Below are 25,487 nucleotides of genomic sequence, written 5' to 3'. Positions count from 1 at the left end.
GGATCATTCGAAGGTGGACAGGGACAGGGAGGCGCAAACCCGCAGGATGTCGGGTCCGTCCTGGACACCATGTCCAAACCGGAGTGCCGTGTTCGCTTTCAGCCCATATGTGGGTAACCGTGCTGGGTCGGTGGGACGAAGGTCTCCTTGATCGCCCGGGCCGAGGTCCAGCGCAGCAGGTTCTGGGCGGCGCCCGCCTTGTCGTTGGTCCCGGAGGCCCGGGAGCCGCCGAAGGGCTGCTGGCCGACGACGGCGCCGGTGGGCTTGTCGTTGATGTAGAAGTTCCCGGCGGTGAAGCGCAGCGCCTCCACGGCCTGGGCGATGGCGTAGCGGTCCTGGGCGATCACCGCGCCGGTCAGTCCGTACGGGGCGCCCGAGTCGACCCGCCTCAGCACGTCGTCCCAGCGGGAGTCCTCGTAGACGTGGACGGCGAGGATCGGGCCGAAGTACTCGGTCCGGAAGATCTCGCCCCGGTGGTCGGAGGAGACCAGCACGGTCGGCCGGACGAACCATCCGATCGCGTCGTCGTACTGGCCGCCGGCCACCAGTTCGACGGTCGGGTCCGCCTTCGCCCGCTCGATCGCGTTGCGGTTCTTCTCGAAGGCGCGCCGGTCGATCAGGGCGCCCATGAAGTTCGACAGGTCGGTGACGTCGCCCACCGTCAGGGCGTCCACCTCGGCCAGGAAGTCGTCCTTGATCTTCAGCCAGAGGCTGCGCGGCAGGTAGGCGCGGGAGAGCGCCGAGCACTTCTGGCCCTGGTACTCGAAGGCGCCGCGGATCATCGCGGTCCTCAGGATGTCCGGATCGGCCGAGGGGTGGGCCAGCAGGAAGTCCTTGCCGCCGGTCTCCCCGACGATCCTCGGGTACGTGCGGTAGCCGCCGATGTTCGCGCCGATCGTCTGCCAGAGCGACTGGAAGGTCGCGGTCGAGCCGGTGAAGTGCAGCCCGGCGAAGGCCGGGTCGGCGAGTGCCACCGGGGAGACCTGCAGGCCGTCGCCGGTGACCAGGTTGATCACCCCGGGCGGCAGGCCGGCCGCCTCCAGCAGCCGCATCAGGTGGTACGCGGCCAGGGTCTGGGTCGGCGCGGGCTTCCAGACCACGGTGTTGCCCATCAGCGCGGGGGCGGTGGGCAGGTTGCCGGCGATCGCGGTGAAGTTGAACGGGGTGATCGCGTAGACGAAACCTTCCAGCGGGCGGTGGTCGACCCGGTTCCACACCCCCGGGGAGGAGATCGGCTGGTCCGCCAGGACCTGCCGGGCGAACCCGACGTTGAACCGCCAGAAGTCGATCAGCTCGCAGGCGGAGTCGATCTCGGCCTGCTGGGCGGTCTTGGACTGGCCGAGCATCGTCGCCGCGTTGAGCGTCTCCCGCCACGGCCCGGCCAGCAGGTCGGCGGCACGCAGGAAGACCGCCGCCCGGTCGTCGAAGGAGAGCGAGCGCCACTGCGGCCCGGCCGTCAGCGCCGCGTCCACCGCCAGCCGGGCGTCCTCCCGGGTGGCGTTGCCGAGCACGCCCAGCTTGGCCGCGTGGTGGTGCGGCTGGACGACGTCGACCCGCTCGCCGCCGCCGAAGCGCTGCTCGCCACCGATGGTCATCGGCAGCGGGATCTGCTCGGCCGCCAGCTCGTCCAGCCGCCGGACCAGCCGGCCCCGCTCCGGACTGCCGGGCGCGTACCCGCGCACCGGCTCGTTGACCGGGGTCGGCACCTCGGTGACTGCGTCGATGGGCATGGCGGCTCCGTCCTGGCGGCGGCTGGGGGGGCGGGCTGGGCTTCGGGCTGGGGTTCGACACCAGCCTGACCAGGCCCGGACGGATCCGCCCGTCCAGACACGCCAACGGCGGACGTGGCGCCCGCCACGTCCGCCGTCGCGACGCTCCGGTTCGGTCGCCGGTTCAGTCGCCGGCTCAGCCCGCCAGCCGGCCCGCCAACTCGACCGCCTCGGCCAGGCTGTCCACCACCGGGACGCCGACCGGCTCCAGCTTCTCCCGGGTGTGCGAGCCGCCGGTGTACAGCACCGCGTGCGCCCCCGCGTGCAGCGCCGCCAGGGCGTCGTCCGCGGCATCGCCGATCAGCACCGTACGAGCCGGGTCGACCCACTCGCCGAGCTCGGCCAGGTGCCGGGTCAGCTGCTCCGCCTTCTGGCCGCCGGAGGGACCGCTGCGGCCGTCCACCCGCAGGAAGCTGCCGGTCAGGCCGAAGGCGCCGACCAGCGGGACGAGCTTCTCGTGCTCGTACATCGACAGCAGTGACTGGCTGTGCCCGGCCGCCCGCCAGCCCGCCAGCAGCTCGGGCACGCCCTCGGTCAGGCCGCAGGCCGGGCTGAGCTCGCGGTAGCGGTCCTGGAAGGCGTCGTCCAGCCGCAGCCACTCCTCCTGGGAGGGCATCCGGCCGAGCAGCCGCTCGTAGAAGCGGGGGATCGGGATCTCGTACTGCTCCCGGTACTCCTGCATGGTCATCGGGCCGACGCCGATGGTCGCGAACGCGGCGTTGCTCGCGCCGAGGACCGCGTCCATGTCGTGGAAGAGGGTCCCGTTCCAGTCCCAAACGATGTGAGTGCGCACGGGGGCAAACGGTAACCCGAACGGCCGACACGCCGGTAGGACGATCCCCACTCCGGCCGCGCCGGGCCCGGCGCGGCCGGAGTGCGGCCGGGCGCGGCCTCAGGCCAGCAGCGCGGGGATCTCCTGGGTCGCGTACCAGAGCAGGTCGTGGTCCTCCGCGCCGTCCACCGTGAACTGGGCGTCCTGGTCGCCCGCGTCGGCCGCGGCCACCGCCGCGACCGCCGCCGCGACGTCCTCGACCACCTCGTCGTCGGCCACGTCGGCGTGCACCGAGGCGGCCTTCGCCAGCTTCACCGGGCCGGCCAGCACCACCCGGCCGAGCGAGGCCTGGTCCTGGTACTCGTCGCCGGGGAAGGGCCGCACCGCCGTGTCGGCCACGTCCAGCGCCACCACGACCCGCCGGCGCGGGGAGTCCGGGTCGGCCGCCAGCAGCCGCAGCGAGGACTGCGCGGCCCGGTTCAGCGCCGCGTACTCCAGCTCCTCCAGGTCGTCGCTGACGTACCACTCGCGCAGCGCGGGCGTCACGGCGTACGCGGCGGACTGCTCCAGGGCGCCGCCCTCGTGCGCCGCCGCCAGGCCGGTCAGGGTGGTGGGCACGTACACGCGCATCGGTGGCACTCTCCGGTTCGTCCAGCGGGGGTTCGTCCGGCAGGGGTTCGCCCTGCGGGGGTTTCGTCCAGCGGCACAGCATCCAGCGCCCCAAGAATAAGCTCCGCCGGACCGTCCGTGATCACCTCGGGCCGGGCCCGCTCCCGGCGCCCAGCGCCTCCCGGCTGCTCCGCAGGGCGCTCTCCAGCACCTCGCCGCGGCGGGCCGGGTCCATCAGGTTCGGACCGATCACCGCCAGGTCGGCCAGGTTCGGCGCGAGCAGCCGCACCCGGACGCCCTCGGCCCGCAGCAGCGCGGCCTCGCGCAGCAGCTGCCGGGTCACCGCGCGGCGGTAGCGGCTGACCAGCTGGGCCAGCACGCCGCGCGGGCGGTCCCGGTCCCGCCACTCGCGCAGCGCGGCCAGGGTGCCGCGGTCCGCGCGCTCGGCCCGCGGGCCCAGCCGCAGGGCCATCGGGGCGAGCACGTACACCTCGTCCAGGCCGCGGCCGAGCAGCAGGTCGGCGTTGGTGGCCGACCAGCAGCCGCCGTCCACGTACGCCGAGCCGTCCAGGCGCACCGGGGCGAACCAGCCGGGGATCGCGCAGGAGGCCATCACGGCGTCGGCCACCGGGACGGCCGGGGCGTCCGGGTCGCCGAAGACCACCCGGTGGCCGCTGCGGTAGTCCACTGCGGCCACCCGCAGCGGCGCGGCGGCGGGACTGGGCGCCACCGCGCCGGGGTCCGCCGCGACCTGGGTCGGCCAGCCGCCCGGGCCGAGCAGCCCGCGCACCAGCTCGCCGACCGGGGCCAGCGAGCCGCGGCCGTGCGGCGCCATCGCCGAGACCATGGTCAGCAGCGGGTACTCGCGCGGGTGCCGGACGGCGTCCCGCAGCAGGTCCGGCGAGCCGATCCCGGCCCGTGGGCGGGACGGCAGCGCGCCGCCCACCGCCGTGTCGTAGTCGAAGGCCACCCCGGCCAGCGGGCCCTCGGTGATCGGCAGCCCGCGCTGGTGGTCGCCCAGCTGCTGGGGGTGCACGCCCCCGGCCAGCAGCGCGGCCAGGATCGCGCCTGCCGAGGTGCCCAGCAGGACGTCCGCCTCGCCCGGCGGGTGCCCGGTGGCCTCCTCGACGGCGCACAGCGCGCCGATCGTCCAGGCCGCGCCGAGCATCCCGCCGCCGCCCAGCACCAGCCCGCGCCGGAGTGCGCCCCCGGCGCTCGGGCTCGGCGAGGCCACCGCCCGTGTGGTCGTCCCGGCTGTCGTCATCCCGGCCGCCCGTCGTCGTGGGGATCGGGTCAGGCTCCGATGGTGCGCGTGAACGGCTGTGCGGTGCAACGGGAGCCCCGGCCCCGGGCCACCCGGTCCGCCGTACCGGGGCGTCCCCTTTCGGGCCGTACCGCCCGTCCCCGCACGTCAACCGGGCGCCGCGGGAGCGCTCGCCAGGCCCGTCGCCGCACTGGCCGACTCACCCGGATAGGTGAACTTCGCGCGGGGCCCCGAGGCTTCCGAAAACGCGTTGCCACCCGGTGATCGCCACCGCCAGCCTGGGCCCGTCCGTACCCGCACCACCCTTGCCGGGAGCCACCGTGACCGTCCGTCCCACCGTCCAGCACAGCGCTCACCACAGCACTCACCACGGCACTCACCCCAGCGCCGCCCAGCACGGCGCCGCCCGCGGCGCCGACCACACCGCCCGTCTCGCCGCCCGCCCGCACCGCCGGGTCCATGCCTCCGGCGGCTGCGACCCGGCCGGGCGCCGGCCGCGCCACCCGCGCGCCGCCTGTGCCCGGGCCTCCGGGGCCGTCGGCACTCCCGGCACTCCCGGCACCGCCGCGCCCGACCGGCACGACGCCCGGGCGCTCGCCGCCCGGTTCGCCCACCAGCTGGTCGAGGTGCTCACCGGCGCCCGGCCCTCCGGCCAGCTGATGCGGCACACCAGCCTGGACGGCTACGGGCAGCTCGCCTCCCTGGTCCGGGCCGGTGCGCTGCGCCGCGGCGGCCCCGCCGGTCGGCCCCGGCTCGGCCCGGTGCACGACCGGTCACCCTCTCCCGACGCCGTCGAGGCCTGTGTACGGGTCGACCTCGGCCGCCGACACCACATGGTGGCCTTCCGACTGGAGCAGCGCGGCCAGGCCGGCCAGTGGCAGTGCACCGCCGTGGAGGCCCGATGACGACCGTGGCGCAGGGGACGGCGAAGGGCGCCGCCCCGGTACGGGAGCGGCGCCCTGCGTGGCGTCCTACGGCGGGCTCAGCCCTTGCGGCGGCGGCCCTTGGCGGACTTGGCGGCCTTGCGGCGCTCGGCGCGGGTCATCCCGTCACCGTCGTCCTCCGGCGCGAGGTCCTCGAAGTCGCCCTCGATCACGCCGCCGCCGACCTCGTCCGAGGGGGCCGTGTAGTGCAGCCGCTGCGGCTTCGGGGCCTCCAGGCCCTTGGCCTTGATCTCCGGGCGGGCGGCGTCCTTCTCCAGCTTGTCGAGCATCACCTCGGCGTCCGCCACCGGGACCTCCTCGACCTGCTGCTCGACCTGGACCTCCAGGTTGAACAGGTAGGCGACGGACTCCTCCTTGATGCCCTCCATCATCGCGGTGAACATGTCGAAGCCCTCGCGCTGGTACTCGACCAGCGGGTCGCGCTGCGCCATGGCCCGCAGGCCGATGCCCTCCTGGAGGTAGTCCATCTCGTAGAGGTGCTCGCGCCAGCGGCGGTCCAGCACCGAGAGCACCACGCGGCGCTCCAGCTCGCGCAGGATCTCCTCGCCGAGCTGGTCCTCGCGGGCGCCGTACTGCGCCTGGACGTCCTCCTGGACGACCTTGATCAGGAACTCGGGGGTCAGGCCGGCCGGACCGCCGACCTCCTCCTCCAGCTCCGCCAGGTCCAGGGTGATCGGGTAGAGCTGCTTGAAAGCCGTCCAGAGCTTGTCGAGGTCCCAGTCGTCCTCGAAGCCCTCGCCGGTGGCCGCCTTGACGTAGGCCTCGACGGTGTCGTCCATGAAGTGGCCGACCTGCTCCTGCAGGTCCTCGCCCTCCAGCACGCGACGGCGCTCGCCGTAGATGACCTCGCGCTGGCGGTTGAGCACCTCGTCGTACTTCAGGACGTTCTTGCGGATCTCGAAGTTCTGCTGCTCGACCTGGGTCTGCGCGGAGGCGATCGCGCGGGTGACCATCTTGGACTCGATCGGCACGTCCTCGGGCACGTTGGCCATCGAGAGCACGCGCTCGACCATGCCGGCCTTGAACAGGCGCATCAGGTCGTCGCCCAGCGACAGGTAGAAGCGGGACTCGCCCGGGTCGCCCTGACGGCCGGAGCGGCCGCGCAGCTGGTTGTCGATCCGGCGGGACTCGTGCCGCTCGGTGCCGAGGACGTAGAGGCCACCGGCCTCCTTGACCTCGTCCTGCTCGGCCTTGACCGAGGCCTTGGCCTTCTCCAGCGCGGCCGGGAACGCGGCCTCGTACTCCTCCGGGTTGTCGACGGCGGAGAGCCCGCGCTGGGCCAGCTCGGCCGACGCCAGGTGGTCCGGGTTGCCGCCGAGCATGATGTCGGTGCCACGGCCGGCCATGTTGGTGGCGACGGTGACGGCGCCCTTGCGGCCGGCCTGGGCGACGATCTGCGCCTCGCGCTCGTGGTGCTTGGCGTTCAGCACCTCGTGCGGGATGCCGCGCTTGCGCAGCTCCTGCGACAGGTACTCGGACTTCTCGACCGACACGGTGCCGACCAGCACCGGCTGGCCCTTCTCGTGCTTCTCGGCGATGTCCTCGACCACGGCGGCGAACTTGGCCGGCTCCGACTTGTAGATCAGGTCGGGCTGGTCGATGCGCAGCGGCGTCTTGTTGGTCGGGATCGGCACCACGCCGAGCTTGTAGATCTGGTGGAACTCGGCGGCCTCGGTGGTGCCGGTACCGGTCATGCCGGACAGCTTGTCGTACAGCCGGAAGAAGTTCTGCAGGGTGATGGTGGCCAGGGTCTGGTTCTCGTTCTGGACCTCCACCCCCTCCTTGGCCTCGATCGCCTGGTGCATGCCCTCGTTGTAGCGGCGCCCGGCCAGGATGCGGCCGGTGTGCTCGTCGACGATCATGACTTCGCCGTTCATGACGACGTAGTCCTTGTCCTTCTTGTACAGCTCCTTGGCCTTGATGGCGTTGTTCAGGAAGCCGACGAGCGGGGTGTTCACCGACTCGTAGAGGTTGTCGATGCCGAGGTAGTCCTCGACCCGGGTGACACCCTCCTCCAGGACGCCGACGGTGCGCTTCTTCTCGTCGACCTCGTAGTCGCGGTCGATCTTCAGGCGCAGCACCAGCTTGGCGAAGTCGGCGTACCACTTGGTCGCCTGGTCCGCCGGGCCGGAGATGATCAGCGGGGTGCGGGCCTCGTCGATGAGGATCGAGTCGACCTCGTCGACGACCGCGAAGTTGTGCCCGCGCTGGACGAGTTCGTCCTTCGACCAGGCCATGTTGTCGCGCAGGTAGTCGAAGCCGAACTCGTTGTTCGTGCCGTACGTGATGTCCATCGCGTACTGGCGCTTGCGCTCGGCGGGCGTCATGTTGGCCAGGATCACGCCGACTTCGAGGCCGAGGAAGCGGTGCACCCGGCCCATCCACTCCGAGTCGCGCTCGGCGAGGTAGTCGTTGACGGTGATCAGGTGAACGCCCTTGCCGGTCAGCGCGTTCAGGTACGCGGGCAGGGTGCCGACGAGGGTCTTGCCCTCACCGGTGCGCATCTCGGCGACGTACCCGTGGTGCAGCGCCGCGCCGCCCATCAGCTGGACGTCATAGTGCCGCTGGCCGAGCACGCGCTTGGCGGCCTCACGGACGGTGGCGAACGCCTCGGGGAGGATGTCGTCCAGGGTCTCGCCGTCCGCGAGTCGCTGCTTGTACTCGTCGGTCAGCGCGCGCAGCTCAGCGTCGGTGAGGTTGACGAAGTCCTCTTCGATGGAGTTGACCTGGGCAGCAATCCGCTGCAGCTTGCGAAGGATCTTGCCTTCGCCGGCGCGCAGGATCTTGTCGAAGACGGACACTTGAGCGGGCTCCTTGCCTGTATTGGCACTGGACTACTGCACGGGGGGTCCACCCCACCGCACGGGCCATCGTATGCGAGGAGTCCAACGCGCCGGGAGGTGCGTCAGCACGGTATTCCCGTGTCACCCGCGCGTGCACATGGACCGATAGCACCGTCCACCGGGGCAAAACGGTCGGCGGACCGGGGAGTTGGCCGCATATTCGGATGCCCGCCTTCCCACTGGGGGCGAATAATCCGCCCATGGAAGAACAGCCCGGCGAACCCGCCGTCCTCCCCACCCTCACCACCGACCGCCTGGTCCTGCGGGCCCCGCGGGAGTCGGACGTCGACGCGATCCTCGCCGCCTGCCAGGACGCCGAGATCCAGCGCTGGACGGTCGTCCCGGTCCCGTACCGCCGCGAGGACGCCGAGTTCTTCGTCCGCACCCTGGCCCCCGGCGGGCTGGCCGGCGGCACCGAGTTCATCTGGTGCGTGGTCGAGCGCGGGACGGACCGGCTGGTCGGCACCCAGGCGGTCACCCGCAAGCCGGGCGACCCGGCCGCCGCCTCGGTCGGCTGGTGGACGGCGAAGGAGCAGCGCGGCCGCGGCCTCACCGTCGAGGCGGCCCGGGCGGTCGCCCGCTGGGCGCTCACCGACCTCGGCCTGCGCCGCCTCCAGTGGCTCGCCTACGTCGGCAACGAGGGCTCGCGCGCGGTCGCCGAGCGGATCGGCTACCGCCACGAGGGCACGCTGCGCTCGTACGCCGAGCAGCGCGGGGTCTTCCGTGACGCCTGGGTCGCCTCGCTGCTCCCGTCCGACCTGGACTGAGCCCGCGCCGGACCCCGGAGCCGTACCGAGCCCCGGAGCCGTGCTGAGCTCCGGAGCCGTACCGGGCCGGAGCCCGGCACCGGCACGGCTGTCGGTCCCCCCGGCTACGCTCGCCGGCATGACCGCCGCCTCCGCCGACCCCGCCTCCGCCCACCCCGCCCCCGTCACCGTCCTGAGCGCCGACGACGCCCGCCGGATCGCCCTGCGCGCCCAGGGCCTGCTGGGCACGCCCGACCGCCGGGCCGGAGTGCGCGGGGTGCTGCGGCACCTGGGCGCGGTCCAGTTGGACACCATCTCGGTGCTGGCCCGCTCGCACGAGCTGGTGCCGTACGCCCGGCTCGGCGCGGTCGGCCGCCCGGCGGTCGAGGCGGCCTACTGGGGTGCGGGCACCAGCTTCGAGTACTGGTCGCACGCGGCCTGCGTCCTGCCGGTCGAGGAGTGGCCGCTGTTCGCCTTCCGGCGCCGCCGCTACCGCGACCGCGGGAACCTCTGGAGCCACCAGGTCTCGCCGGAGGCGTACCGGGCGGTGCTCGACAGACTGCGCGCCGAGGGGCCGTTGACCTCCACCGAGCTGGGCGGCGCCAAGCGGACCTCCGAGTGGTGGGACTGGTCCGACGCCAAGATCGCGGTGGAGCGGGCGCTGGCCTTCGGGGACGTGGTCTGCACCGAGCGCCGGAGCTGGAAGCGGGTCTACGCGCTGGCCGAACAGGCCGTCCCCGACGCCCTGTTCGGCCAGGACCGGTCCGATGAGGAGTGCGTGCGCACCCTGGTCGCCCAGGCCGGGGCCGCGCTCGGCGTGGCCACCCGGGCCGACCTGCTGGACTACCACCGGCTGCGCGCCGAGGAGTTGGACGCGGTGCTGGCGGACACCGGGCTGGTCCCGGTCGAGGTGGCGGGCTGGGGCCCGGGCGGCACCGGGGCGCCGGCCTGGGCCGACCCGGCGGCGCTGGCCACCGCCCCGCGCGGGCGCCACCGCACCACGCTGCTCTCGCCGTTCGACTCGCTGATCTGGGACCGCGCCCGCACCGAGCGGATCTTCGGGATGACCCACCGGCTGGAGGCCTACACCCCCAAGCACAAGCGGGTGCACGGCTACTTCGCGATGCCGCTGCTGGCCGGCGGCCGGCTGGTCGGCCGGGTCGACCCGGCCCGGGAGGGGCGCACCCTGGTCGCCCGGCAGGTCTCGCTGACCGACGAGCGCGGGCGCGACCGCGGGCCGGGCGCCCGGCCCGTCGAGGCGCTGGCCACCGCACTCCGCGAGGCAGCCACCTGGGTCGGCTGCGACGGAGTGCGGATCGAGGCGCTGCACGACGAACGGCTGCGCCCGGCCCTGGAGAAGCTGCTCGCCGCCTAGGTCCCGTCCGGCCGGGCCGGGCCGAGGGAGGCGGCGAGCGGCGGTCACCCTATCTCGAGGATCTTCTCCCGCATCGCGTACACCACGGCCTCCATCCTGGAGTGCAGTTGCAACTTCTCCAGGATGTTGCGGACGTGGTTCTTCACGGTGTTCTCGCTGATGAACAGCTCCTTGGCGATCTCCCGGTTGTTCATTCCGGTGGCCACCAGTTTCAGCACCTCCAGCTCCCGGTCGGTGAGCCGGGGAGCCGGCACCAGGTCCCGGTCGTCGGAGCGCCGCTGGATCATCGACTTGAACTCGGTGAGCAGCTTGGAAGCCATCGACGGGCTGATCTGCGACTGCCCGTCGGCGACCGCCCGGATCGCGGTGGCGACCTCGTCGGTGGAGATCTCCTTGAGGAGGTAGCCGGTGGCCCCCGCCTTGATCGCCTCGTAGAGGTCGGCCTCCTCGTCGCTTATCGTCAGCATGATGATCTTGGTGCTGGGCGCCACGTCCTTGATCGCCGTGCAGGCCTCGATCCCGCTGCGGCGCGGCATCCGGACGTCCATCAGGATGATGTCGGGCAGCAGGTCGGCGGCCTTCAGCACCGCCTCGGCACCGTCCCCGGCCTCTCCGACGACCTTGATGTCCGGCTCCTCCGCCAGGACGATCTCCAGCCCTCGGCGGAACAGGGCGTGGTCGTCCACCACCAGGACGCGGATCGGCTCACCCCGGTGCGGCGCGTACGCGGGTTCCTCCTCCGGCCCCGGTGGCAGCCCGGTGACCGGCCCCGCAGCGGGCCCCAGCCCGAAGTGATCCCCCATCCGCTCCTCCCCCTTCGCGGGTCGACGTGCGCCCAATCATTCCACGCCCCGCCACCGCCGCGGTCACCCTCCGCCGCCGATTCCCCCGCATCGGGTGACCCCGGGCGCAACGGGCCCGAGCACCGTTCGAACCCGTCCCACCGGGCGGTGTCCGGTACGGGCGGAACGCCCCGGAACGCCGGTGACCCCGGCGGCCGCTGCCGCCGGGGTCATCCCTCGATCGTCACTGCCGGGACGGTCAGTCCTCGTCGTCGAACCGGCCGATCGCACCGCCCGCGCCACTGGCCACGCCGGCCGCCATGTCCGGCTGCACGTGGATGACACCGTAGTGGTAGCCGTGCCGGCGGTAGACGACGCTCGGCAGGCCGCTGTCCTTCTCCACGAACAGGTAGAAGTCGTGGCCGACCAGCTCCATCTCGTAGAGCGCCTGGTCCAGCGCCATGGGGGCGGCCGAGTGCGTCTTCTCCCGGACCACCAGCGGGCCTTCGCCCTCCACTTCCAGGGATCCCATCATGGTCTTGCGGACGGCCCCGTTGGTCTCGCCCTCCGGCGCCGTCGTTGCGGGCAGCGCGGCCAGGGCCGCGGTCGCCTCGGCGACGCTGATGGGGGTGCGGCCGTTCGCGCCGCCCTTGTGCACCCGGCGCCGGTCCGCGGACTTGCGCAGTTGCGCGTCGAGCTTCGCCGAGGCGAGGTCGAGCGCCGCGTACGGGTCGCCGGCCGCGGCTTCGGCCCGGATCACCGGGCCACGGGTACGAAGAGTGATCTCCACGCGGTCCGACCGGTCGGCCTGCCGCGGGTTGTGCTCCTTGGACACCTCGACGTCGAGGCTGATCACCTTGCCGTCGAACTTCTGGACCTTCTCCAGCTTCTCGGCCACGTGCTCGCGGAACCTCTTGGGCACCTCGGTCTTGCGGCCCTTGACGACGATGTCCACGCAGAACTCCGATCCCTCGTGCTGACGCCGATCCGGGTGCTACCGGACCGGACTGAGCTCCAGCTGGACCAGCCCATCCACTGCCGGCCCCCCGCCCCCGCCACCGGCGGGAACGACTGGCCCTCATCTCACTTCCTCCCCATCAGGGACGGTTGAAACCCCCTGGAGCCTTATCGAACACCTCGCGCGGGGTTTTCGCCTCCCCGGGCGGAACGGTGGGCATGACCCGATACTTCGGGCGGTGCTGGGGGCGGGCGGTCAAACTGCTGCACCCTGTTTACCCTCCTGAGGGTGAAGTAAGGGTAAATACCTGGACAACGCCCCCCATACGGCGGATCCTTTGCTGACTCTCCGTGCCTGCCGCCGCCAGGAGCAGCCGTGCCGCCGTCCCCCTCCCCCGACCGTCCGCCGTCCCTACGGACACCGTTCGACCACGCACTGGCCGGGCTGCTGGACGTCCTGCTCCCCGCCGACTGCGCGGGCTGCGGGGCCCGGCGCAGCCAGCTCTGCCCGGCCTGTCGGCACGCCCTGGCCACCGCCCGCCCCGGCCCCACCCTGCTGCCCTGGGCGCACGCGGCCGCGCCGTACACCGACCCGGTGCGCCAACTGCTGCTCGCCCACAAGGAGCGGGGCGCGCTGCGGCTGGCCGGGCCGCTCGGCGAGGTGCTCGGCCGGGCGGTGCGCTCCGCCCTGGGGCCCCGGGCCGGGGCCGCGCCGCTGCTGCTGGTGCCGATGCCCTCGGCCCGTTCAGCGGTGCGCGCCCGGGGCCACGACCCGACGCTGCGGCTGGCCGGGGCCGCCGCCCGGTCGCTGCGCCGGGCCGGTCTGGACGCCCGGGCCGCGCCGCTGCTGCGGCACGCCCGTCCGGTCGCCGACCAGACCGGGCTGAACGCCGCCGAGCGGCGGCGCAACCTGCACGGCGCGCTCACCGTCCTGCCGCGCGCCCGCCGGGGCCTGGCCGGCCGTCAACCGGTGCTGGTGGACGACCTGGTGACCACCGGGGCGAGCCTGGCCGAGGCGGCCCGGGCGCTGGCCGACGCCGGGCTGCCGGCCCGGGCCGGTGCCACGGTCGCGGCCACCGAGCTGCGACCGGTGGACAGGGCCTAGCGCGCCGGTCCGGCCTCAGCCCGCGTAGAAGTACGAGCGGGCCTTGTCCACCAACTGGGCTTCCCGCCACTGGTTGTTGACCAGCCGGTAGACGGTGCCGGCCGCCACCGCGAGCACCGGCGAGGGCTGGGCCAGGATGTACCCGCGGGACTCCGCGGTCGAGATGGACTGCGGGGAGGACGGCAGGCCGTTGCCGGTCTGCAGCTGACTGTCCGTGCCCTGCGAGCCGTCGGTGCTGATGTAGTACAGCTGCTGGGGGCGGTCGGCCTCCTTGCCGAGCACCAGCAGCTGGTCGGTCTCCGCCCAGGACACCGACGCGACGTCGACCAGCGACGGCGCCGCCGGGCGCACCCCGGTGATCCGCACGGTCGGCGCGGACGGCGTGCCGCCGTGCTCCACCAGTCCGAACATCAGCGAACTTCCGTTCACCCCGGGCGACTTGACCACCAAGGCGATCCGGGCGCCGTCCGAGGAGAGCTTCAGCGCCTGCACGCCCTGCACCGGCTGCCCGGTCTGCGCGGTCACCGACACGGTGTACGTCTTGCCGCCGCGCACCATCACCACCCGTGGGGCCTGCGGATTGCGGTCCACCACCCAGAGGTCGCCGCGGCCGTCCCAGCTGGGCGAGGTGAGGCCGTCGTCCTTGGCGCCCGCCTTCGCCGGGGAGCTGAGCACCGGTTCGGGCAGCGTCGCCGTACCGGGCTGCAGCGGCACCGAGTAGAGCTGGTGGCCGTCGTCCGAGATCGCGGCGGCCTGGGAGCCGTCCCGGCTGACCGCGACGGCGCCCAGCTGGGACGCGCCGTTCGGGTGCGGCTTGCCGAGCACCCCGGGCACCGGGTCGCCGCTGCGTCCCTCGTCGGCCGCCATCAGCACGCCGTTGTCGGCGCGCTGGTAGTACTGCTGCACGGGCAGCCGCCCGGCCAGCGCGCCGGGGCCGACGGCCGGGTCGTCGGTGCGGCCGGCGGTGCAGGAGCCCCGCTGGCCCTTGAGTTCCAGCCGCTCGACCTGCCCCTTGCCCTGGTCGGCGAAGGTGTAGAAGAGCTGGGTCGCCATCCGGCGGCAGGCGACCGCGTCGCCGAGGTCCGCGCCGCCGAGCTGCACGTGGGCGATCCGGCTGTCGTCGATGGTCACCTTGTCGACCGTGGTATCGCTCGGGAAGGCCGTCCGGGCCACCGGCGAGAGCCAGTTCGAGGGCCCGGCGACCAGCGCCTTGGCGGCCGAGGCCAGCGGATCGATCCGGCGCCGCAGGTAGATCGGGTCGGCTATCAGCACTTCCTGGCCGCCGCCGCCCGCGGGGGGCGCGGACGGGTCGGGGGCGGTGTAGAAGAAGCGCTCGACCTGCCGGAAGCTGTTCCGGAAGTTGGTCTCGTTCATGATCACGCCGGGCGGCAGCTTGGCGATCCGCCACTCCCCGTCCTCGCGCGTGAAGGTGAAGTCGAAGGCGTTGTTGTTCTGCCCGGTGACCAGCAGGTACGAGTGCCTCTCGTCGACCTTGGCGACCAGCTGCCCGGACACCGTCTCGGAGTACTCGGTGTCCTTGTCGCCGACCACCTGGTCCGACGGGATCTTCGTGGCGGAGAGCACCTGGATGCCCGCGTCCGGGTTCCAGGTCGCGGCGGCGTGCTCGGTGAGGTACTTGCGCGCGGTCTCGTACCCCTCGTCCGCGGTCACCGCGTCCAGGAACCCGGTCAGCAGCTCGCGCGGCTTGGCGCCCTTGCCGGGCGCCACCGGGAACACCCTGGCCTGCAGGTTCTTGTCGGCCGAGCCCTGGGACAGCTCCACCTTGGTGATGCTGCCGGAGTCCGGCATGGCCGCGCAGCCGCTCGCCACCAGGGCGCCGAGCACCGCGCCGGCCACCGCCACGAGCCGCGGCTCAGTCCTGTTGCTCGTCCTTCGCACGCTGCGACCCCTCCAGGTCCGTCCCACCCGTCGCGTCCGGTTCCGCCGTCCGCTGTGCCACCGACGGCCGTCCGGGCGTCGGGTCCACCATGACCTGGGCGCCGGTGGCGCCGTAACCGGCCCCCACGGTCCGGACGTCCGAGGGGTCCGAGCGCGGCCCCTCGGGCATCCGGCGCGGGCCCAGCCCGGGGCCGATGTTCAGCACCCCGCCGAGCCCGCTGCCCAGCCCGCTGCCCGTCCCCTCCGGCGCCTCGTTCTGCTCCTCGGCGGCGGTCATCGCCGTGGAGCCGGCCGGGGAGATCGCCCGCCGGTACGGCGTGCCGTACGCGCCCAGGCCCCGGTTGTTGCGGGAGTCCTCCGGCTCCAGCCGGAACGGCGCCCGGTTGATCTCGCCGCCGCGGGTGCGCGGCAGGGTGAGCCGGAAGTGCGAACCGCCGCCGGGCTCGCCCCAGGCCTGGAGCCAGCCACCGTGCAGGTGGGCGTCCTCGACCGCGATGGACAGGCCCAGACCGGTGCCGCCGGTGGTGCGCACCCGGGACGGGTCCGCCCGCCAGAAGCGGTGGAACACCCGGGACGCCTCGCCCGGCTTGAGGCCGATGCCGTAGTCGCGCACGCCGACCGCGACCGCGCCGTCCGCCGAGCCCAGCCGGACCACCACGTCGCGGCCCTCGCCGTGCTCCAGCGCGTTGACCACCAGGTTGCGCAGGATGCGCTCGATCCGGCGGGAGTCCACCTCGGCCAGCACCGGCTCGCCGTCGCCGCGGATCACCACGGTGCTGCCCTTCGCGTCGGCCAGCGGGTCGGCGGCCTCCACCACCCGGGCGACGATCTCGCGCAGGTCGACCGGTTCGGCGTCCAGGATCGCGGCGCCGGCGTCGAAGCGGCTGATCTCCAGCAGGTCGGCCAGCAGCGACTCGAAGCGGTCCAGCTGGCCCTGCAGCAGCTCCGCCGAGCGGGCCGCCATCGGGTCGAGGTCCTCGCGGCTGTCGTAGATCAGGTCGGCGGCCATCCGGACGGTGGTCAGCGGGGTGCGCAGCTCGTGCGAGACGTCCGAGACGAAGCGCCGCTGCACCCGGGACAGCTCCTCCAGCTGGCGGATCTGCGCCTGCAGGGCGTTGGCCATCCGGTTGTACGACTCCCCGAGGCGGGCGATGTCGTCCGTCCCGGTCACCTTCATCCGCTCTTCCAGGTGCCCGTCGGCGAGCCGCTCGGAGATGCCGGCCGCCATCCGGACCGGGGTGACGACCTGGCGCACCACGACCCAGGCGATGCCGCCCATCAGGATCACCACGAAGACGCCGGCGGTCGCCAGGGTGCCGGTGATCAGGTTGAGGGTGTCGGTCTCCTGGCCGAAGGAGAACACGTAGAACAGCTGGTAGCTGGTGTCGGCCGGCCCGACGAACTGCATGCCGAGGGCCAGTCCGGGCTCGCTCTTGCCGCCCGCCTCGGGCGAGCGGTGGATCCGGGTCGGCTGGTCGAACATCTGCCCGGGCTCTTCGATGAGCTTGGCGCGCAGGGTGTCCGGGACGCTGCTGGGCTGGATGTCTCCCGAGTAGCGCGGCGCGAAGCCGGCGCTGTCCGGGACGACCGCCCCGGTGCCGGGGGCCATCGCGATCACCGAGTAGACCGTCTGCCCGCTCGCGGCCAGGTCGTTGACCTGGCGCAGCAGCCAGGTGCCGGCCTCACCGGTGCTCGGGTCGACGGCGCCGCGCAGGGCCTGGTCCCGGGCCTCGTCGATCTTCTTCTGCTCGACCTGGAAGCCGATCCGGGCCTGCGCCCGGGCCGCGTCGATCTTGGTGTCGAGCAGGCCGTTGCGCACCTGCGCCACCACGACCACGCCCAGCACCAGGACCACCGCGATGGAGGCCAGCAGGGACACCGTGACCACGCGCAGCTGGATCGACCGGCGGTACAGCGCGCTCACCCGGCGCGCGGGCCGCCGCAACTGTCGCTTCATCAGACCGAACACTCCGGACGGGCCGCGACGGCGGCGGGTGGTGGAACTCAGCACGTCCCCGCGCACGGCCCCCGCCCCGTCGGTCGCGGTACCCGACGGGGTGTCCTCAGCCCGGTCCGTCACCTCAGCTGGGTCCGGCCTTGTAGCCGACGCCGCGGACGGTCACCACGATCTCGGGGCGCTCCGGGTCCTTCTCGATCTTGGAGCGCAGACGCTGCACATGGACGTTGACCAGGCGGGTGTCCGCCGCGTGGCGGTAGCCCCAGACCTGCTCCAGCAGCACCTCGCGGGTGAACACCTGCCAGGGCTTGCGGGCCAGCGCGACCAGCAGGTCGAACTCCAGCGGGGTCAGCGGGATGCTCCGCCCGTCCCGCTTCACCGAGTGGCCGGCCACGTCGATCACCAGATCGCCGATGGTCAGCTGCTCGGGCGTCGGCTCCTCGGCGCGGCGCAGCCGGGCTCGCACCCGGGCCACCAGCTCCTTGGGCTTGAACGGCTTGGTGACGTAGTCGTCGGCGCCGGACTCCAGGCCCACCACGACGTCGACCGTGTCGGTCTTCGCGGTCAGCATGACGATCGGCACGCCGGACTCCGCCCGGATCTGCCGGCATACGTCGATGCCGTCCCGACCGGGCAGCATCAGGTCGAGCAGGACCAGATCGGGCTTGCTCTCCCGGAACGCGGCTAGCGCCTTGTCCCCATCCGCGACGAAAAACGGCTCAAAACCCTCACCACGCAGCACGATGCCGAGCATCTCGGCCAGTGCGGAGTCGTCATCAACGACGAGGACGCGTCCCTTCATGGGTCCATCTTCTCATTACCGGATTGTGACCTGCCGCACAGCAGTGCCAATGCTCCACAACGGCCAACTCGCCCGCCGTCGAATTCCGGCCATACCGGGCGAATAGCCCCCGTCGAAGCGCCTCCGAACCGTCCGGAACCCGCCGTCCGACCCCCCGGCGGCCCCCGTTGCCGATCAGCAACCGGATACCCCTGGGGCGTCTCCGGGCCCCATGGCACGATGGGCGCTGCGCGCGGGCGAAAGATCCGCCCGGAGCCGCGCCCAGTGACGCCCCTCCGAGGAGCAGTGATGACCGACACTCCGGGCTGGGCCTCGCCCAGCTCGTCCGAGCCGCCCCGCGACGGCGCCCGGCCCCCGGCCGACGCGCCCGCCGCCGTGCCCGGGCCGTCGGCACCCCCTCAGGCCACCCCCGGCTGGGACGCACAGTACGGACAGCCGAACCGGGGCGCCCAGCCGCCCGGCCGCGGCCCGTACGGCTGGGACGTCCCGCGCAGCCCCCGGCCCGGCGTCATCCCGCTGCGCCCGCTCAGCGTCGGCGAACTGCTCGACGGCGCCGTCACCACCGTCCGCCGGCACTGGCGCACCGCGCTCACCCTCTCGCTCGGCATCGCCGTGCTCGACCAGGCCGGCGCCTTCGTCGCCGCGCTCCTGGTCAGGGGCCGCACCGGCGCCTCCACCCAGCTGCTCACCGTGCTCGTCAGCATGCCGCTGACACTGCTGCTCGACGCGCTCGCCGTCGCCCTGCTCACCATCGTGGTCAGCCGCGCCGTCCTCGGCCGGTCGGTGACCGCCGGGGACGCCTGGCGCGACGCCCGCCCCCGGCTGCTGCAGTTGCTCGGGCTCACCGTGCTCACCACCCTGATGAGCGCCGGTGTGGTGCTGCTCGGCTTCACCCCGCTGCTCGGCTACAGCGCCGGCGGCGCCGACACCCCCGCCACCGTCTCCCTGCTGTTCCTGGTCGGCCTGCTGACCGTCCCGGTCGCCCTCTGGCTGCTGATCCGCTACAGCCTGGCCGCCCCCGCGCTGATGCTGGAGAAGCAGGGCGTGCTGACCGCGCTGTCGCGCTCCCGGCGGCTGGCCCGCGGCTCCTGGTGGCGGATCCTCGGCATCGTCCTGCTGAGCCGGGTGCTGGCCGGGATCGTCGCGGTGACGTTCGCCGTCCCGTTCCGCTTCATCGGCCTGGTGCTGGGCTTCGGCTCCCTGGACCGGCTGAGCGACACCGCCCACGAGTCCATCGGCATGATGGCGATGACCGCGATCTCCGGGATCATCTCCTCCGCGCTGTCCACCCCCTTCCTGGCCGCCGTCAGCGTGCTGGTCTACATCGACCAGCGGATCCGGCGCGAGGCCCTGGACATCGAGCTCGCCCGCGCCGCCGGACTGGCCGAGCCGGGCGGCCCCGGCTGGAACGACCGGGCCGACCAGACTCCGGCGAGGCGCTGAACCGGATGCCTATCTGGGGGGACAGGCTCCTCGCCGCCGGCGGCGCCCCGGTCACCGTTCCGCGTGACCCGGCCCGTGACGCCGCCCGCGACGAGCTGCTCAACGCCGAGTACCACAAGAACGACCCGGGTGTCCTGGAACGCGTCGTCGACTGGATCTGGGACCACATCGACCGCGCCGTGGGCACCGTCTCCGCCGGCGGCACCGACGGCAGCACCGGCCTGGTGCTCTTCCTGATCGTCGCCGTGGTGATCGCCGCCGCCGTCTGGTGGCGCCTCGGCGCGCCCAAGCGCGCCGCCCGCACCGTCGTCGGCGTGTACGGCGCCGAGGGCCCGCGCAGCGCCGCCCGGTACCGCGCCGACGCCGCCGGACACGCCGCCGCGGGACGCTGGGCCGAGGCCGTCCGCGAGCAGATGCGCGCGCTGGTCCGGGCCCTGGAGGAGCGCACCCTGCTCGACAACCGGCCCGGCCGCACCGCCGACGAGGCCGCCGCCGAAGCCGGCCGGGCCCTGCCGGAGCACGCCGCCGAACTGGCCGCCGCGGCCCGCGTCTTCGACGACATCGCGTACGGCGAGCGCACCGCCGACCAGGCCGCCTACCGGCTGCTGCTGGACCTCGACCGGACGCTGGAGCGCACCCGTCCGGTCCACACCCCCGTCACGGCCACCGCCCCGGCCCCGACCCCGACCCCGGGAGGAGCGGCATGACCAGCACCGCCCCGGCTCCCCCCGCCGCCGAACGACCTGCCGAGCCAGCTGCCGAGCGACCCGCCGAGCAGGCCACCGACGCCACGCCGACCAGCCTCGCCCCCACCGGGCGCGGCCTGCTCCGCCGGGCCCGCTGGTACCTGCTCTTCCTCGCCGTCCTGCTGGTCGCCGCCATCGGCCTCGCCGTCATCAACCAGGGCCACCGCTACCCGCCGAACGACCCGCGCTCCTACGACGCCGACGGCTCGCACGCCGTGGTCGCGCTGCTCGAACGCCAGGGCGTCAAGACCGACCTCAGCACCGACCCCGCTGCCCCCGCGAACGGCGCCGACACCCTGCTGCTGCCCGAACCCGACCTGCTCAGCCCGGCCCAGCTGCGCGCGGTCGCCGCCGCCCGGCACCAGCGGCTGGTCCTGATCAACCCGGGCCCGGCCGCCCTCAACGAGCTCGCCCCCGGCATCCGCGTCGCCGAGGACGTCAGCGGCGGTCCGTTCGCGGCCGTCCGCAGCACCCGCCCGGGCTGCGAGCTGCCCGAGGCCGTCCGGGCCGGCACCGCCTCGATGGGCGGCACGCTCTACACCAGCGGCAGCCGCGGCGACGGCTGCTACTCGCACGGCCACGGCTACCCGCTGGTCAGCACCCCCAGCGGGGGCGGCGACGTCATCGTGCTCGGCAGCGGCCAGTTCCTGGCGAACGGCCACCTCGCCGAGGACGGCAACGCCTCGCTCGCGCTCGGCCTGCTCGGCGCGCAGCCCCGCCTCACCTGGCACCTGCCCGACTACTCCGCGCCGGTCGCCGCCGGCACCCAGCACAAGACCTTCGGCGACTTCATTCCGAAGGGCTGGCACTGGGCGCTCTACCAGCTCGCCGTCGCCGCCGTGCTCGCCGCCCTCTGGCGCGCCCGCCGACTCGGGCCGGTGGTCAGCGAGAACCTGCCCGTGGTGGTCCGCGCCGCCGAGACCACCGAGGGCCGCGCCCGCCTCTACCGGCGGGCCAGGGCCCGCGGCCGCGCCGCCGACGCCCTGCGCCGGGCCGCCGCCCACCGCCTCGCCCCCGCCCTCGGCGTCCCGCTCCAGGCCGGCGCACCCGAGCCGGAGGCACTCTGCGCGGCCGTCGCCGGCCGCCTCCCCGAACGACCCGCCGGGGACGTCCGGGCCCTGCTGTACGGCCCGCCCCCGACCGACGACGCCGCGCTGCTGCGACTCGCCGACGATCTCGACGCCCTCGAAAGGCAGGTACGGAACCCGTGACCGAACAGGCAACCGCCCAGCTCCGCATCACCCCCGGCACGGCACCCGCTACCCCCGCCACCGACCCGCGCGCGGCGCTGACCGCCCTGCGCGCCGAGATCGGCAAGGCCGTGGTCGGCCAGGACGCCGCCGTCACCGGCCTGGTGGTGGCGCTGCTCTGCGGCGGCCACGTGCTGCTGGAGGGCGTCCCCGGCGTCGCCAAGACCCTGCTGGTCCGCACCCTGTCCACGGCGCTCAGCCTGGAGACCAAGCGCATCCAGTTCACCCCCGACCTGATGCCCGGCGACGTCACCGGCTCGCTCGTCTACGACGCCCGCACCGCCGAGTTCTCCTTCCAGCCCGGCCCGGTCTTCACCAACCTGCTGCTGGCCGACGAGATCAACCGCACCCCGCCGAAGACCCAGGCCTCCCTGCTGGAGGCCATGGAGGAGCGGCAGGTCACCGTCGACGGCGAGCCCCGCGCGCTGCCCGTCCCGTTCCTGGTCGCCGCGACCCAGAACCCGGTCGAGTACGAGGGCACCTACCCGCTGCCCGAGGCCCAGCTGGACCGCTTCCTGCTCAAGCTGATCCTGCCGCTGCCCGACCGCGACCAGGAGTTCCAGGTGCTGTCCCGGCACGCCTCCGGCTTCGACCCCAAGGACCTCGCCGCCGCCGGCGTCCGCCCGGTCGCCGGGCCCGAGCACCTCGCCGCCGCCCGCGAGCAGATCGCCCGACTGACCGTCTCGCCCGAGGTCCTGGCGTACATCGTCGACCTCTGCCGGGCCACCCGGCAGTCCCCGTCGCTGTCCATCGGTGTCTCCCCGCGCGGCGCCACCGCGCTGCTCGCCGCCTCGCGCGCCTGGGCCTGGCTGGCCGGGCGGGACTACGTCACCCCGGACGACGTCAAGGCCCTCGCCCTGCCCACCCTGCGGCACCGGGTCGCGCTGCGCGCCGAGGCCGAGATGGAGGGCGTCACCGCCGACTCGGTCATCCAGGCCGTCCTCGCCCAGACGCCCGCCCCCCGCTGATCCACCACCGGTAGGCGTACCGGGTCCTCGAATCCACCGGGCTTCCGAAGGAGCGCACCCCGCATGGCCCTCACCGGGCGAACCGCCCTGATCGCCGCGCTCGGCGCGCTCTTCGTGGGCCTGCTGCTGCCCTCCTGGACGGGGATCGGGGCCGTCACCGGCGCGCTGCTGCTCGCCGTCCTGGTCGACCTGGTGCTCGCCGCCCCCGTCCGCAGTCTGCGGATCGTCCGCAGCGGCGACACCACCGTCCGGCTCGGCGACGACGCCTCGGTCGAACTCACCGTCACCAACCCCTCCGGGCGGCCGCTCCGGGCGCTGATCCGGGACGCCTGGGCCCCTTCCGCGTGGCGCCCCGGCACCGCCGAGACCGCCTCCCGGCACACCCTCGCCGTCCCCGGCGGCGAACGGCGCCGGGCCGTCTCCGTCCTCACCCCGGGCCGGCGCGGCGACCACCGTGCCCACCGGGTGACGGTCCGCTCGCTCGGCCCGCTCGGCCTGGCCGGCCGCCAGGGCTCCCACCACGTCCCCTGGACGGTCCGCGCCCTCCCCCCGTTCAACAGCCGCAAGCACCTGCCCTCCCGGCTCGCTCGACTGCGCGAACTCGACGGCCGTACCTCGGTGTTGACCCGAGGCCAGGGCACCGAGTTCGACTCGCTTCGGGAGTACCTGCCCGGCGAGGACGTCCGCTCCATCGACTGGCGCGCCAGCGCCCGCCGCAACACCGTCGCCGTCCGCACCTGGCGCCCCGAACGCGACCGGCACATCCTCGTCGTCCTCGACACCGGCCGCACCTCGGCCGGCCGGGTCGGCGACGCCCCCCGCCTGGACGCCGCCCTCGACGCCGCCCTGCTGATCACCGCCCTCGCCACCCGGGCCGGTGACCGGGTCGACCTGCTCGCCCACGACGCCCGCAAGCGCGCCTCGGTCATCGGCAGTTCGCCCAGCGAGATCCTGCCGGCCTTCACCAACGCGATGGCCCTGCTGGAGCCCGCGCTGCACGAGACCGACATGCGCTCGCTGGTCTCCACCGCGCTCAAGATGGCCCCGCACCGCTCGCTGATCGTCCTGCTCACCGGCCTGGACGCGGCGCCCGTCGAGGACGGCCTGCGCCCGCTGCTGCCGCTGCTGACCAAGCGCCACGAGGTCGTCCTGGCCTCCGTCGCCGATCCGCACCTGGACGTGCTGGCGGCCGGCCGCGGCACCGTGGAGGCCGTCTACGGGGCCGCCGCCGCCGAGCAGACCCGCGCCGACCGGCGGCAGACCGCCGACCGGCTCACCCGGCACGGCGTCACCGTTCTCGACGCGCCGCCCGCCCGGATCGCCCCGGCCCTGGCGGACGCCTACCTGGCGCTCAAGGCGGCAGGCCGACTCTGAGCCGGTCGGCCGGCGTCAGTCACCGGGGTCAGCCGCCGGGGTCAGCCGCCAGGGTCAGCCGCCGCCGCGGGCGTTGAGCCGGGCATTGAGCCGGGCGGCCTGGCGCGTCAGGTGATCGCGTTCGGCGAGGTTGGACGCCTGGCGGGCCGCCTCGGCGTACAGCCGGGCCGCCATCGCCAAGTCCCCGTCACGCTCGTGGAGGTAGGCCGCCGCGGCGGCGTACCGGGGCAGCGAACCGTCCAGCTCCCCGAGCGCCACCAGTCCGGCCCGCGGCCCGTCGGCCTCGCCCACCGCCACCGCGCGGTTCAGCCGCACCACCGGACTGTCCGTCAACCGCACCAACTCGTCGTACCACTCGACGATCTGCACCCAGTCCGTCTCCCCGGCGGTGGGCGCGTCCGCGTGCAGCGCCGCGATGGCCGCCTGGACCTGGAACTCGCCCAGCCGGTCCCGGGCCAGGGCGGTCTGCAGGATCACGACGCCCTCGGCGATCAGCCCGGTGTCCCAGCGGCCGCGGTCCTGCTCGGCGAGCGGGACCAGACTGCCGTCCGGCGCGGTCCGGCCGGCCCGCCGGGCGTGGTGCAGCAGCATCAGCGCCAGCAGCCCCGCCACCTCCGGGTGGTCGATCGCCGCCGCCAACTGCCGGGTCAGCCGGATCGCCTCGGCAGCGAGGTCGACGTCACCGGAGTAGCCCTCGTTGAAGACCAGGTAGAGGACGCGCAGCACGGTGGCGACATCGCCCGGCTGATCGAACCGGACGGCCGAGACGGTCCGCTTGGCCCGGCTGATCCGCTGCGCCATGGTCGCCTCGGGCACCAGGTAGGCCCGGGCGATCTGCCTGGTGGTCAGCCCGCCCAGCGCCCGCAGGGTGAGCGCCACCGCCGAGGACGGCGTCAACGACGGGTGGGCGCACAGGAAGTAGAGCTGCAACGTGTCGTCCCGCTCGGCCGTCGGCCCGGGCTCCGGCTCCCGCTCGACCTGGTCCTCCCGCCGGCGGCGGGCGGTGTCCGCCCGGGCCGCGTCGAGGAACTTCCGCCAGGCGACGGTGACCAGCCAGCCCTTGGGATCCCTCGGCCGATCGCGCTCCCAGACGCGGACCGCTTCCACCAACGCCTCCTGCACGGCGTCCTCGGCCGCCGCGAAATCGGCTCCGCGGCGGACGAGAACACCGAGCACACCCGGGGTGAGGCTCCTGATCAGGGCCTCGTTCATCGGGGAGGTCACTCCGTGATGGTCGGCGGCATGGCCAGGAACGGACGGAGCTCCAGCCACTCGTGGATCGGCTCGCCCCCGGCTCCGGGGGCCGCGGACAGCTCGCCGGCCAGCTCCAGCGCGCGCTCGTAGCTGTCGACGTCGATCACCATCCAGCCGGCGATGAGGTCCTTGGTCTCGGCGAACGGACCATCGGTCACCGGCGGACGCCCCTCGCCGTCGAACCGGACCCACGTCCCCTCGGGCGCGAGCGCCTGGGCGTCGACGAACTCGCCGGTCTGCTCCAGCCGGGCCGCGAAGTCCTGCATGTACTTGATGTGCGCCGTGACCTCCTCCGGCGTCCACTGGTCCATCGGTGCGCAGTCGATCGGCGCCGGGCCACCACGGTAGTGCTTGAGCAGCAGGTACTTGGCCATCGTGCTTCTCCTTCGGTGCTGGTGCGACCCATTGTGGCCGCGTCCACCCCGGGGACGGAGCAGGCGACGGGTTCTCGACATGGCCGGCCAAGATCTTTCCCGGGCTCCCCCGCTCCCTAGATCCCGCCCCCCGGGTGCCGCTTTCCTGGATCCGGTTTCCCCCGGGAAACGCGAAAAGGCCCACCCGGAAACCCGGGTGGGCCTTTTCTGAAGAATTGTTCGGCGGCGTCCTACTCTCCCACAGGGTCCCCCCT

Annotated in this window: 21 protein-coding genes; 9 read left to right on the top strand and 12 right to left on the bottom strand. The window is 73.7% G+C overall.

Annotation, left to right across the window (positions count from 1 at the left end):
* Positions 1-98: 98 nt before the first annotated feature.
* The 4 genes from pruA to ACZ47G_RS23520 form a co-directional block, all read right to left on the bottom strand.
* A complete protein-coding gene (gene pruA / locus ACZ47G_RS23535) occupies positions 99-1,724 on the bottom strand; it encodes an L-glutamate gamma-semialdehyde dehydrogenase (protein ID WP_465745933.1) in 1,626 nt (541 codons plus the stop codon).
* A gap of 181 nt (positions 1,725-1,905) precedes the next feature.
* Complete coding sequence (locus ACZ47G_RS23530) at positions 1,906-2,562, bottom strand: HAD family hydrolase (protein WP_465745635.1); 657 nt, start codon at positions 2,560-2,562, stop codon at positions 1,906-1,908.
* A 99-nt stretch (positions 2,563-2,661) separates the two neighbouring features.
* Positions 2,662-3,171 carry a DUF6912 family protein gene (locus tag ACZ47G_RS23525; RefSeq protein WP_380453656.1) on the bottom strand — a complete coding sequence of 170 codons (510 nt, stop codon included), beginning with the start codon at positions 3,169-3,171 and terminating at the stop codon, positions 2,662-2,664.
* A 121-nt stretch (positions 3,172-3,292) separates the two neighbouring features.
* Complete coding sequence (locus ACZ47G_RS23520) at positions 3,293-4,384, bottom strand: patatin-like phospholipase family protein (RefSeq protein ID WP_465745632.1); 1,092 nt, start codon at positions 4,382-4,384, stop codon at positions 3,293-3,295.
* 350 nt (positions 4,385-4,734) lie between these two features.
* On the opposite strand from ACZ47G_RS23520, the gene ACZ47G_RS23515 reads away from it, so the two are divergent.
* The gene (locus ACZ47G_RS23515) at positions 4,735-5,319 is read left to right on the top strand and encodes an Rv3235 family protein (RefSeq protein ID WP_465745630.1); all 585 of its coding nucleotides are present in this window, start codon (positions 4,735-4,737) and stop codon (positions 5,317-5,319) included.
* 77 nt (positions 5,320-5,396) lie between these two features.
* Here the strand turns inward: ACZ47G_RS23515 and secA are convergent, their stop codons facing one another.
* Positions 5,397-8,159 carry a preprotein translocase subunit SecA gene (gene secA / locus ACZ47G_RS23510; protein WP_465745628.1) on the bottom strand — a complete coding sequence of 921 codons (2,763 nt, stop codon included), beginning with the start codon at positions 8,157-8,159 and terminating at the stop codon, positions 5,397-5,399.
* Between the two features lie 242 nt (positions 8,160-8,401).
* On the opposite strand from secA, the gene ACZ47G_RS23505 reads away from it, so the two are divergent.
* Complete coding sequence (locus ACZ47G_RS23505; protein ID WP_465745626.1) at positions 8,402-8,968, top strand: GNAT family N-acetyltransferase; 567 nt, start codon at positions 8,402-8,404, stop codon at positions 8,966-8,968.
* Between the two features lie 118 nt (positions 8,969-9,086).
* Positions 9,087-10,322, top strand: coding sequence for a winged helix-turn-helix domain-containing protein (locus ACZ47G_RS23500; protein ID WP_465745624.1), 1,236 nt, complete (start codon positions 9,087-9,089; stop codon positions 10,320-10,322).
* A 44-nt stretch (positions 10,323-10,366) separates the two neighbouring features.
* Here ACZ47G_RS23500 and ACZ47G_RS23495 read toward each other — a convergent pair whose 3' ends face one another.
* Positions 10,367-11,125, bottom strand: coding sequence for a response regulator (locus ACZ47G_RS23495; RefSeq protein WP_465745622.1), 759 nt, complete (start codon positions 11,123-11,125; stop codon positions 10,367-10,369).
* A gap of 238 nt (positions 11,126-11,363) precedes the next feature.
* Positions 11,364-12,059: a ribosome hibernation-promoting factor, HPF/YfiA family gene (gene hpf, locus ACZ47G_RS23490; protein ID WP_380453644.1), complete on the bottom strand. Its 696-nt coding sequence runs from the start codon at positions 12,057-12,059 to the stop codon at positions 11,364-11,366.
* Positions 12,060-12,518: 459 nt separating this feature from the next.
* Here hpf and ACZ47G_RS23485 point away from each other — a divergent pair, with 459 nt between their 5' ends.
* On the top strand, positions 12,519-13,166 hold the full coding sequence (locus tag ACZ47G_RS23485) for a ComF family protein (protein ID WP_465745931.1): 648 nt from the start codon (positions 12,519-12,521) through the stop codon (positions 13,164-13,166).
* 15 nt (positions 13,167-13,181) lie between these two features.
* On the opposite strand, the gene ACZ47G_RS23480 is transcribed toward ACZ47G_RS23485, so the two are convergent.
* The 3 genes from ACZ47G_RS23480 to mtrA all read right to left on the bottom strand — a co-directional run bounded on the left by ACZ47G_RS23480 (position 13,182) and on the right by mtrA (position 17,824).
* Entirely contained in the window at positions 13,182-15,065 is a 1,884-nt protein-coding gene (locus ACZ47G_RS23480; protein ID WP_465745620.1) for an LpqB family beta-propeller domain-containing protein, read from the bottom strand.
* Entirely contained in the window at positions 15,040-17,022 is a 1,983-nt protein-coding gene (mtrB, locus tag ACZ47G_RS23475) for an MtrAB system histidine kinase MtrB (RefSeq protein WP_465745618.1), read from the bottom strand. Before mtrB ends, ACZ47G_RS23480 begins: the two co-directional genes overlap by 26 nt.
* Before the next feature lie 124 nt (positions 17,023-17,146).
* Positions 17,147-17,824: an MtrAB system response regulator MtrA gene (mtrA, locus tag ACZ47G_RS23470; protein ID WP_030283937.1), complete on the bottom strand. Its 678-nt coding sequence runs from the start codon at positions 17,822-17,824 to the stop codon at positions 17,147-17,149.
* A gap of 288 nt (positions 17,825-18,112) precedes the next feature.
* Between mtrA and ACZ47G_RS23465 the strand changes: the two genes are divergently transcribed.
* From ACZ47G_RS23465 to ACZ47G_RS23445, 5 genes are all read left to right on the top strand, one after another.
* Positions 18,113-19,267: a DUF7847 domain-containing protein gene (locus ACZ47G_RS23465; RefSeq protein ID WP_465745616.1), complete on the top strand. Its 1,155-nt coding sequence runs from the start codon at positions 18,113-18,115 to the stop codon at positions 19,265-19,267.
* 5 nt (positions 19,268-19,272) lie between these two features.
* A complete protein-coding gene (locus tag ACZ47G_RS23460) occupies positions 19,273-19,974 on the top strand; it encodes a DUF4129 domain-containing protein (RefSeq protein ID WP_465745614.1) in 702 nt (233 codons plus the stop codon).
* Positions 19,971-21,224, top strand: a complete 1,254-nt coding sequence (locus ACZ47G_RS23455) for a DUF4350 domain-containing protein (protein WP_465745612.1) — start codon at positions 19,971-19,973, stop codon at positions 21,222-21,224. Before ACZ47G_RS23460 ends, ACZ47G_RS23455 begins: the two co-directional genes overlap by 4 nt.
* Positions 21,225-21,250: 26 nt before the next feature.
* Complete coding sequence (locus tag ACZ47G_RS23450; protein WP_465745928.1) at positions 21,251-22,231, top strand: AAA family ATPase; 981 nt, start codon at positions 21,251-21,253, stop codon at positions 22,229-22,231.
* Positions 22,232-22,294: 63 nt separating this feature from the next.
* A complete protein-coding gene (locus tag ACZ47G_RS23445; protein WP_465745610.1) occupies positions 22,295-23,605 on the top strand; it encodes a DUF58 domain-containing protein in 1,311 nt (436 codons plus the stop codon).
* Positions 23,606-23,659: 54 nt separating this feature from the next.
* Here the strand turns inward: ACZ47G_RS23445 and ACZ47G_RS23440 are convergent, their stop codons facing one another.
* Positions 23,660-24,817, bottom strand: a complete 1,158-nt coding sequence (locus ACZ47G_RS23440; RefSeq protein ID WP_465745926.1) for an RNA polymerase sigma factor — start codon at positions 24,815-24,817, stop codon at positions 23,660-23,662.
* Positions 24,818-24,825: 8 nt separating this feature from the next.
* Positions 24,826-25,233, bottom strand: coding sequence for a YciI family protein (locus ACZ47G_RS23435; RefSeq protein ID WP_380453631.1), 408 nt, complete (start codon positions 25,231-25,233; stop codon positions 24,826-24,828).
* Positions 25,234-25,487: the final 254 nt, after the last annotated feature.

The sequence above is a fragment of the Kitasatospora sp. NPDC030952 genome (assembly GCF_055571335.1).
The sequence above is the reverse complement of the archived record's forward strand: the minus strand, read 5'-3'. Positions and strand labels throughout refer to the sequence as shown.

Bases quoted from the DNA above. Each gene is read 5' to 3' on its own strand.
- ACZ47G_RS23525 (WP_380453656.1), bottom strand. From the start codon at position 3,171: ATGCGCGTGTACGTGCCCACCACCCTGACCGGCCTGGCGGCGGCGCAC.
- ACZ47G_RS23505 (WP_465745626.1), top strand. From the start codon at position 8,402: ATGGAAGAACAGCCCGGCGAACCCGCCGTCCTCCCCACCCTCACCACC.
- ACZ47G_RS23500 (WP_465745624.1), top strand. From the start codon at position 9,087: ATGACCGCCGCCTCCGCCGACCCCGCCTCCGCCCACCCCGCCCCCGTC.
- ACZ47G_RS23495 (WP_465745622.1), bottom strand. From the start codon at position 11,125: ATGGGGGATCACTTCGGGCTGGGGCCCGCTGCGGGGCCGGTCACCGGG.
- mtrB (WP_465745618.1), bottom strand. From the start codon at position 17,022: ATGAAGCGACAGTTGCGGCGGCCCGCGCGCCGGGTGAGCGCGCTGTAC.
- mtrA (WP_030283937.1), bottom strand. From the start codon at position 17,824: ATGAAGGGACGCGTCCTCGTCGTTGATGACGACTCCGCACTGGCCGAG.
- ACZ47G_RS23465 (WP_465745616.1), top strand. From the start codon at position 18,113: ATGACCGACACTCCGGGCTGGGCCTCGCCCAGCTCGTCCGAGCCGCCC.
- ACZ47G_RS23460 (WP_465745614.1), top strand. From the start codon at position 19,273: ATGCCTATCTGGGGGGACAGGCTCCTCGCCGCCGGCGGCGCCCCGGTC.
- ACZ47G_RS23455 (WP_465745612.1), top strand. From the start codon at position 19,971: ATGACCAGCACCGCCCCGGCTCCCCCCGCCGCCGAACGACCTGCCGAG.
- ACZ47G_RS23445 (WP_465745610.1), top strand. From the start codon at position 22,295: ATGGCCCTCACCGGGCGAACCGCCCTGATCGCCGCGCTCGGCGCGCTC.
- ACZ47G_RS23440 (WP_465745926.1), bottom strand. From the start codon at position 24,817: ATGAACGAGGCCCTGATCAGGAGCCTCACCCCGGGTGTGCTCGGTGTT.
- ACZ47G_RS23435 (WP_380453631.1), bottom strand. From the start codon at position 25,233: ATGGCCAAGTACCTGCTGCTCAAGCACTACCGTGGTGGCCCGGCGCCG.